Raw genomic sequence first — 257 nt, 5'->3', positions numbered from 1 at the left:
GAACCCAGTGCTGCGGGGCTTTGTCAGCTACTTTCGGGTGGCAAACTGCGCGCGGGTGCTGAAGCAGGTAATGAGTTGGTTAAGACGGCGACTGCGCTGCATCCAGCTCAAGCAGTGGAAAAAGCCGGGCCGGCTGCATCGGAGGCTGAAACAACTGGGTTACCAACCCCCGTTCCGGCACATCCGGATGCAAAGCTGGCGCAATGCGGCCTCTCCACTGGCCAGTCTGGCCCTGCCCAACACCTACCTGCACAATG

At 60.7% G+C, this 257-nt stretch carries 1 protein-coding gene; it reads left to right on the top strand.

Translation table 11 applies throughout. The annotated features are described in order from the left end of the window. Nucleotides 1-7 precede the first annotated feature (7 nt). A partial coding sequence (locus C7I36_RS17000; RefSeq protein WP_342749493.1) for a group II intron maturase-specific domain-containing protein occupies nt 8-257 on the top strand: 250 nt, incomplete at its 3' end.

The sequence above is a fragment of the Zobellella taiwanensis genome (genome assembly GCF_003012795.1).
Lineage (GTDB): Bacteria > Pseudomonadota > Gammaproteobacteria > Enterobacterales > Aeromonadaceae > Oceanimonas > Oceanimonas taiwanensis.
This window is presented reverse-complemented; position numbering and strand designations above follow the sequence as displayed.